This window comes from uncultured Cetobacterium sp., assembly GCF_947038635.1.
Lineage (GTDB): Bacteria > Fusobacteriota > Fusobacteriia > Fusobacteriales > Fusobacteriaceae > Cetobacterium_A.
Genome location: NZ_CAMQXC010000098.1, coordinates 1 through 8,402, shown reverse-complemented (window position 1 = coordinate 8,402; position 8,402 = coordinate 1). Strand labels below are relative to the sequence as shown.

Annotated in this window: 9 protein-coding genes; 3 read left to right on the top strand and 6 right to left on the bottom strand. The window is 27.6% G+C overall.

Annotation, left to right across the window (positions count from 1 at the left end; genetic code table 11):
* Positions 1-34: 34 nt before the first annotated feature.
* Positions 35-658: a hypothetical protein gene (locus Q0V08_RS09035; RefSeq protein WP_297434090.1), complete on the bottom strand. Its 624-nt coding sequence runs from the start codon at positions 656-658 to the stop codon at positions 35-37.
* A gap of 165 nt (positions 659-823) precedes the next feature.
* Here Q0V08_RS09035 and Q0V08_RS09030 point away from each other — a divergent pair, with 165 nt between their 5' ends.
* From Q0V08_RS09030 to Q0V08_RS09020, 3 genes are all read left to right on the top strand, one after another.
* Positions 824-1,849: a hypothetical protein gene (locus Q0V08_RS09030; protein WP_297434088.1), complete on the top strand. Its 1,026-nt coding sequence runs from the start codon at positions 824-826 to the stop codon at positions 1,847-1,849.
* Between the two features lie 87 nt (positions 1,850-1,936).
* On the top strand, positions 1,937-2,896 hold the full coding sequence (locus Q0V08_RS09025) for a BMP family ABC transporter substrate-binding protein (protein ID WP_297434085.1): 960 nt from the start codon (positions 1,937-1,939) through the stop codon (positions 2,894-2,896).
* 2 nt (positions 2,897-2,898) lie between these two features.
* On the top strand, positions 2,899-3,492 hold the full coding sequence (locus Q0V08_RS09020) for an NAD(P)H-dependent oxidoreductase (RefSeq protein ID WP_297434084.1): 594 nt from the start codon (positions 2,899-2,901) through the stop codon (positions 3,490-3,492).
* Between the two features lie 49 nt (positions 3,493-3,541).
* On the opposite strand, the gene Q0V08_RS09015 is transcribed toward Q0V08_RS09020, so the two are convergent.
* The 5 genes from Q0V08_RS09015 to Q0V08_RS08995 form a co-directional block, all read right to left on the bottom strand.
* Positions 3,542-3,709, bottom strand: coding sequence for a hypothetical protein (locus tag Q0V08_RS09015; protein ID WP_297434082.1), 168 nt, complete (start codon positions 3,707-3,709; stop codon positions 3,542-3,544).
* A gap of 79 nt (positions 3,710-3,788) precedes the next feature.
* Positions 3,789-4,844, bottom strand: a complete 1,056-nt coding sequence (dinB, locus tag Q0V08_RS09010) for a DNA polymerase IV (RefSeq protein ID WP_297434080.1) — start codon at positions 4,842-4,844, stop codon at positions 3,789-3,791.
* Positions 4,845-5,386: 542 nt separating this feature from the next.
* The gene (locus Q0V08_RS09005; RefSeq protein WP_297434078.1) at positions 5,387-7,105 is read right to left on the bottom strand and encodes an ATP-binding protein; all 1,719 of its coding nucleotides are present in this window, start codon (positions 7,103-7,105) and stop codon (positions 5,387-5,389) included.
* The gene (locus Q0V08_RS09000) at positions 7,106-8,116 is read right to left on the bottom strand and encodes an SIR2 family protein (protein ID WP_297434076.1); all 1,011 of its coding nucleotides are present in this window, start codon (positions 8,114-8,116) and stop codon (positions 7,106-7,108) included.
* An 89-nt stretch (positions 8,117-8,205) separates the two neighbouring features.
* The coding region (locus Q0V08_RS08995; RefSeq protein ID WP_297434074.1) for a hypothetical protein at positions 8,206-8,402 on the bottom strand (197 nt) is incomplete at its 5' end.

The following is an 8,402-nucleotide window of genomic DNA, read 5'->3' as shown; positions in this document are numbered from 1 at the left end:
CTATCATTAAATATGATAGAGCTCTTTTTGTATTTTACCACATAGATGGAGTTGCAGTGTACTGACCTGTTTGTGAGTTTTCTTCAACGTTAAGATAAACAACTTGATTTGAATTAGTATTAACATAGTTTGAAACAGCTGATACTAAATAAGGGAAACTACTTCTAGGATCACTGTTATCACTTTTTAAACTTCCAACAACTTGCCAAACAGCATTGTTATTTTTAGTAAAAGCTGAAAGCTCTAATCTTTTAACAAAATATGTTGATGCACTAATAGAGTTCATCCACATATCACCATAGAATCCATTATAAATACCTCCATATGGACCATTCCACCATGGATTTACAGGCGCAGGATATGATTCAATAGAAGTGTAAGGGCCTTTGATTTTATAGTTATAAACTATATTATATAAGGCATTTTTTTGATTAAAGGTTCTAGTATAACCTTTAGCTTGTAACATATTTTGTAGAATAACTTCAAAGGATTGTTGTTGAAGTTGTAATCCAGGAGTATTTGTAGAAAGATAATATGTACCTCCATATGCTTGCATAGTAGAATATGAATCTACAGCAACAACTCTACTATCTAATGCACTACATCCTTGAAGTAAAAGCATTAAAAAAGAAAATAAAATCGAAATTTTTTTTATCATATTAATTTAACCTCCTATAAGGAATAATTATAATTTTTATTCGAAAATTATTTTTAATTCCTTTTAAATAAGGAAAATAAATAAATTTTAAAAGGAAAAATAAATTAATATTTGTATACTTAAGCTGAAAATAGAAAAAACACAGTTTATTATGGGAGGTAAATTATGAAAAAATTATTTTTAAAAACACTTATAGGATCGCTACTTATTGCAGGAGCATCTTATGCAGAGGAGTTTACGCCTAATGGTAGTTTAGGATTTACTCAAACTTTTTATGGAAATGCAGGAAAGTATAAAACTGAATCTTCACACCCATCAGCTGTTTTAAGTTATAATTTCGCAAAAGATTGGAATATAAGTTTACAGTGGGATAGAGTTTGGAATATGTATGATTACAATGGTGGAGAAAATCAACAAGATAATAATTTTAGTGGACCAAAAGCAACATTAAGTTATGATCATGGGATGATAGAAAACTCAAAAATTAAATGGACTTCATCTTTAATGGTAGAAAACGAAGCTGAATTTAATGGAACAAATCAAACATATGTATTTGCTCAAACAGCGTTTGATTTTTCTGAATATATTCCTAAAGGACAATATGTTCAAGCAACACAATTTGCAATATCACCAATGTATATCTATGGATGGAGCACAAAAGGACCGTCTGGACATGTTAATACAGGAATTTTAAGTTTATTAACAAATTGGCAATTACCAGCTGACTTTACATTTACATTTAATGCTTATGCATTTAGAGAGTGGTATAATGGAAGTTTTGAAATAGGAAATAGTAACCAAACTTATGATACAGCAAATTACTTTATGGTTTTAGCTTGGTTAGGTTATTCAAAAGAGTTATACAAATTTAATGATCAAACATCATTGACATTTAACTTTACTGGAGGATTTGACCCATATATCTCATCTAATAGAAGTGCTGCATGGGATCCGTTCATAGTTGGAAATCAAATGTATGAGTGGTTAGGACCAGCAGTGGATAGTGGAGATTATAAAAATACTTATGCAGTGTTTGCATTACCTCAATTAGAGGTAACTTATAATTATACAGATGATTTAGCATTCTCTGTATTTGCACAAGTTAAGTATTCAAACCAAGTTTGGGGAGATACAGAAAAAGATTGGAAATTACAACCACAAGGTGGAGTTAGTGTAACATACGATTTCTAATATATTTTTAATAAAAAAGAGCTATCAAGGTAGCTCTTTTTTTAGTTTTGATATATAATAAAAAATATAAAATTGGGGAGGTTTTTAATGAAAAAGATTAATGGAATTATTTTGTTTTTACTTTTATCTGTAACAATTTTAGCAGTACCATTAAAAGTTGGATTAATTTTAGCAATGGGAGGGTTGGGAGATAAATCTTTTAATGATTCAGCTTATGCTGGACTTCTAAAAGCACAAAAAGATTTTAATATTGAAGTAAAATATGTGGAACCAAATTCTTGGATGGAAGATGCATATTTTTTAGAAGAGTATTCACAAAATGGATTTGATTTAATAATTGCCACATCGTATACTGCTCAAGATGCAATGGAGGATATAAGTTCTAAATTTCCAAATATAAAATATGCAATAGTTGATACAAGAGCTAAAGAGGGAGCTAATATAGCATCATTAGTTTTTGATGAAAGTGAGGGGTCATTTTTAGTTGGAGCTATTGCAGCAAAGATGAGTAAAACGGGAAAAGTAGGATTTATAGGAGCTTTAGATATACCATTAATAAATAGATTTAAATCAGGGTATGAACAAGGAGCTAAGTATGTAAATCCAGATATCTCTGTCATTACAACATACGTTGGTGGAGATGCACCTTTTAGTGATCCATTAAAAGGAAAAGAACATGCATATTCTTTAGCAAATCAAGGGGTGGATGTTATATATCATGCTTCTGGAAATACTGGTATAGGAATTTTAGAGGGAGTGAAAGAGAAAGGAATATATGGTATTGGAGTAGATTGCGATCAAGACGATATAGTGAAAGGACAAGTTTTAACATCAATGTTAAAAAATGTAAACAATGCGATTTATAAAATAATTGAAGATACTGTCAATGGAGAATTTAAAGGACAGGTATATAATTTTGGATTAAAAGAAAATGGTGTAGGAACTACGGACTTTAAATATACAAAAGAGATTGTAGGTATTGATAATATTGAATTTGTTGAGAATTTAAAAGAGAATATAATTTCTGGAAAAATAAAGGTGAATTAATAATGGAGATACTTGTAATTGCAACACATCCAAATATTAAAGAGTCAAGAGTTAATAAAGTTTGGCTGGAATCTTTAAAAAAAGAGAATAATATAACAGTTAGATTTTTAGATGAGATCTATAAGGAAGATAAAAAAATTAATCTAGATGAAGAAAAAAAGTTTTTAGAAAAAGCTGAAAGAGTAGTTTTTCAATTTCCCTTTTATTGGTATAGTATGCCAGCTTTAATGAGAGAGTATTTTGATGAAGTGCTTCAGTTTGGTTGGGCTTATGGACCAAGTGGAGATGCTCTTAAAGGAAAAGAGTTTTTAGTAGCTCTTTCTGTAGGAGCTCCTGAATATTCATATATGGGCGGAAGTTATAATAATTTTACTATAACTGAGTTATTACGACCATTAGAAGCTACAGCAAATGCAATTCAGATGACTTATTTGCCATACTATGCCCTTTTCGATATACCTAGATTATCTGATGAAGAGATTGAAGAGTCAGCAAAGAAATATATAAAACATATAAATAATGAGGATATAAATCATAGAAAATTTTTAGAACGATTAAAAAAAGAGAACAAAGAAAGCAGCTTTATAGATTTATAAAAAAAGGTCACTCTTGTAGTGGCCTTTTTTCATAGTTTATTTACTTTTACTAATAACTTTGTTTGTCTAAAACAGGAGCTACAATAATCTCTTTTCCAACTACAACGGGCTCTACAACTACAACTTCTTCTACAACAGGCTCTGGCTGAGGTTCAGAACTAGAGCATCCAATGAAGAATAAACTAAAGAAAACACTTGCTAAAACAACTTTTTTCATAATTTTTGGCCTCCTTTGATATTTTGAATTAACATAATATACTGAGACTTAAAGAAAATTCTTTTTTTCTGAAAGAAAATTAATAAAGTTTTTCAAAAACAAGTTGTCTACCAGAATGATTTTCTAAGTTAGAAAAAGAAACTCCGAGAAGTTTGATATTATTTACTAAATCTAAAGAACTTAAAATTTCATCGAGCATTCCCTTTAAAATCTCTTTATCATCACTAGGAATAAATCGAGTTTTAGATCTAGTTATAGTTTCTCTATTTTTAAATCGTACTTTTAAAGATATAGTTTTAGTGAGAAGTTTTTTTCTTTGAAGTCGATTATATGACCATTGAAAAAGAGCATCTATCTCTCTACTAATTTCCTCCTCTGAATCAAGTGGGATTCTAAATGTATTTTCATTTCCAATAGAATGAATAGCTCGATTGAATTCTACTTCACGATGATCAATTCCACGGCTATATGTATAGAGCATTCCTCCACGAGAACTTCCGTATTTTGCAATAAGTTCTTTTAAAGAAAAAGGATAGATATCTTTAACAAAATGGATATTATTTTTATTTAAAATCTTTTCAAATTGTTTTCCAACACCAGGAAGTTTACGAATATTTTTTTCTTTTATAAATTCAATAAACTCTTCTTCAGTATTAAAAATATATTGTCCTCCAGGTTTATTTATGTCAGAAGCAATTTTGGCTGTTAATTTATTAGGTCCAATTCCTACAGAGCAAGTAAGCCCTGTAATCTCATAGATTCTTTTTCTAAAAATTGTAGCAAAGCTTTCTTTTGATTGAAATTTGGAAATAATATCAGTTATGTCAATAAATCCTTCATCGAGGGCTATAAATTCTACTTTATGAGTAATTTTTAAAACGAGATCATGGATAATTTTAGATTCATAAGCATATTTATCTTTATTTACAGGGAGGACAATGAGTTTAGGGCATAATCTTTTAGCATCTAAGGTATTCATTGCGGAATGGATGCCAAACTTACGAGCAGGGTAACTAGCAGTTGTGACAACGCCACCAGCAACAACAATGGGCTTATCCTTGTATTTAGGATTATCTCTAATCTCAATAGAAGCATAAAAAGCGTCCATATCATAATGCATTATTAACTTTCTCATTTTACCTCCTTTTGATTAATTTATATTTGTAAAACCCTTTATAAAATAAGGGGTTCTTAAATTTGGCTATTTTATAAAATATACCTCTTAAATTTTGATAAAAAAAAAGAGGGTTATTAATATAATAACCTCTTTAATTAAATTTATCAATTAGATTTTTATATATTCATGAAAGTATATTTACAAATTTTATCTATAATAATTGTGTTTTTAGAAGTTCTTGAAGTTATTAATTTACAATCGGAAGTTCTAATTATATTAAATAATATCTATAAATTTATTCCAATAATTTTGTTATCAAATTATTACTCCAAAATTAAGAATACATTATGATATGGACGGTCATTTTTCTTTTTAACACTTCCTTTTATTTACAAGTCTTATCAATGGTCTATTTTATGAATTGTTAGCTACATGTTAGCTATAAAAAAAAAGAGGATTTTTCATAAAATTTAAAATAAATTAATTTTTTCTCTTCTTTAATAATTTTAAAATTTTTTATAATAAAAAAGGTAGAATAAATTTTTCTACCTCGCTTTATTTTAATTATTTTTATTTTGACCTCTTAAATATTCAACTGCTTTTTTTAACTTTTCTTCTGAACTCTCTTTCTCATTCCATTCTTTCCAAAACTTCTTGGTATCACTGTTTGGTTTTTTACGAGGTTCTTCCAAACATATCCTACTTGGTAGTAATATAGAATCTCCGACAACTATTGCTTCTCCTATTTCTAAAAGAGATAATTGTTCTAATATAATTTTTAAACTATCTGGTAAAAGTTGCTTTATAGTGTTTTTATCCATATCATTTGTTAATCTTAAAACTATAAAATTGCTACACTGACTTAGAATTGTTGAACTCACTTCAGATGGCCTTTGACTTACAACCACAATTGATATTCCATATTTTCTACCCTCTTTTGCAATTCTTTCAAAATTATATAAAGATTTTTTTTCAATCGCATTTGCTGAATCTTTTTTTGGTAAATATAAATGAGCTTCATCGCAAACTAATGTGAATGGTGTTCTATCTTCATCTTTCATCCAGATTTGAATATCAAATAATATTCTTGCTATAATTCCTGTAATTATAGGGAGTATATCTGAAGGAACTTCTGAAAAATCTATAATTTTTATACCTTCACCTTTTTTAGTGCTTCCAATCAATTTATATATAAGTTTATGAAACCAATCATAGTTTTGACACTCTTCTGGAGACTGAAACATAAATCCATATCTTTTATCATTATATTTTGTTTCTAATCTAAAAATAAATCTTGTTAGTTTATCTTCAAATTCTCCTTTAATCGGATTACCATTCTTTCCAGCACCTTTTCTTTCATTATCTTCTTTTAAAGCTTCAATCAATTTATTAAAATCAAAAGGTATTGGTGAGTCTACAGTAAAACTTTTTAGTATCTCTTCTTTTTTTTCTGTTTCTAATTTTTCTTTTTTTAATTCTTTTGTATGATGAATAAATCTTGCAGATTGGTTTATTGCATGTTGATCCGTTGTATCTAAACACATTGCTAATATCTCTTCTTTATTTAACAACCAATACGGTAAAAATAATGTTTCTTCATTTTTTTCATCTATATCTCCTGGTCCAGCTATTTTATAATATTTTCCAATTGCATCAGGATTCTTACATAGACTTTTATATTCACCATGAATATCTAAAATAATAATATTAGGATATTTTAATTGTGAAACTTTTTCTAATATTTTTGCTACACACCAACTTTTACCAGAACCTGTACTTCCTAATATCGCTGCATGTCTTTGAAAAAATTTATCTCCATCTAGCATAGCCTTTCCTGTTTTATCAATCGAATAAGTACCTATGTGAAGTGAATCTTTTTTATTTTCTGATAAAATATTCATAAAAAACTCTAAGTTTTCCCTGTTTACTATATGACAAAAGCTTTCTATTTGTGGAAAATTCTCTATTCCTCTTTTAAAAATATTTCTTTGACTTTTGTAAGTACTTTTGAACGTGCCTATTAAATTAATTTTTATCATATCTTTTGAAATACATTCAAAATCATCTTCTGATTCTTCGTTATGCTTTCTTATAACTTTTTCTATAAGACCAATTATTTTAATATGCTTTTTACTTGTATCGATAGAAACCATATGCCCTACTACAATTTCAGGTATTATATTTTCGTTCCTGATTTCTACATTTACTTGAGTAGTATCAACATAAATAATATTGCCTATTTTAGTTGTATTATCAAATTTAAATTTTCTTTCTAACATTTAAAACACCTTCTTCAGTAACTCTGTGATATCCCAATATTTTCCCTCTATTTCTTCTTCTTTTCCTCTCCAATAAACATTACTATTACCTGAAGATTTTTTTTCTTCAATTGCCATAATATTAGTTGCTTTTGTAAATAAATCATGTATTCCGTCAGTAAATTCCTTTGTTAAAATTAATATAGGTTTTTTTAAATTTCTAGGAGTTTTTATTCGAGTTTCTAAGTGTGAATCATTAAATCCATACCCTATAAATATAATTTTTTTAGCATTATCTATGCACTCATTAGAGTATTCTCTATTTATATCAAACGGAGTTTCATAACCATGTTTAAATTTATTGGTACCTGGAGTTATTATATGTGGTGTTCCTACATCTTTATACTGTGAGTAGACTAATTCATTATTTATTTTTTTCCAATTTAAACATCCATGTGGTTTATATAAATTTATTTTTTGCTCTTTAACTAATTTTTTATTTAAATTATCTCTAAAATTCTTGTAATCTAATTTTGGAAAAAATTTGCCATTAAACATATTTTCAACTTGAATTTGAGATTTTTCACATGAATATTCAATTAAACGATCATAATTTGTTGTGATAATATTCAAAGAGTATAAATCTAAATTAAATTTATGAATTAAAGATGTTATTTTCAACTCGTAATTACCTTCTAATATTTTTTTATAAATATCGTAATCTTTGTCAAAAATATAATTGTAAGTAATTTTTTTTATAATCACTTCTAATCTATCACTTGGAGTCGTTTCTAATAAACATGATTCTAAATCTTTTCCATTTTTTAAATTTTCAGCTATACTTTTCCACAATTTTTTATCCTCTTCGTTAAGTTCGTTAGGAACTTCTTCTTGAAGCTTTTTAGAAAGTGCCCCCATACCTGGCATGCCTTCTGCACATGATAATCCTGATCCTATAACTAAAACTGTTCCTTCGTCAAAAAAATCTTGAATATATTCTTGAATATCCTCTCCATATTTTTCTTTATCCATATAGTATCCCCCTTATTATTTAATATCGACTTCTTAATAATAGCATTTAAAAAGTGAGATTGTATAGAGTTTATTTTTATGATTAATACCTATTGAATTTTTTTATCGATATCCTCTAATTTTTTTACTATACTATCCATAGTTTTTTCAAAATTTGCTACTGTTCTTTCTAACAATTCATCTTTTTTTTTATTTGATTCCATTAAATTTTGAACCAATAAATTATTTTGTTGGTTTTGTTGAGTATCTTTAGAAAAATATAATTTAAAAGATAGTATAGCTATTG

Coding starts and splice junctions, on each gene's coding strand:
- dinB (WP_297434080.1), bottom strand. CDS start 4,844: ATGAGAAAGTTAATAATGCATTATGATATGGACGCTTTTTATGCTTCT.
- Q0V08_RS09035 (WP_297434090.1), bottom strand. CDS start 658: ATGATAAAAAAAATTTCGATTTTATTTTCTTTTTTAATGCTTTTACTT.
- Q0V08_RS09005 (WP_297434078.1), bottom strand. CDS start 7,105: ATGTTAGAAAGAAAATTTAAATTTGATAATACAACTAAAATAGGCAAT.
- Q0V08_RS09020 (WP_297434084.1), top strand. CDS start 2,899: ATGGAGATACTTGTAATTGCAACACATCCAAATATTAAAGAGTCAAGA.
- Q0V08_RS09030 (WP_297434088.1), top strand. CDS start 824: ATGAAAAAATTATTTTTAAAAACACTTATAGGATCGCTACTTATTGCA.
- Q0V08_RS09000 (WP_297434076.1), bottom strand. CDS start 8,116: ATGGATAAAGAAAAATATGGAGAGGATATTCAAGAATATATTCAAGAT.
- Q0V08_RS09025 (WP_297434085.1), top strand. CDS start 1,937: ATGAAAAAGATTAATGGAATTATTTTGTTTTTACTTTTATCTGTAACA.
- Q0V08_RS09015 (WP_297434082.1), bottom strand. CDS start 3,709: ATGAAAAAAGTTGTTTTAGCAAGTGTTTTCTTTAGTTTATTCTTCATT.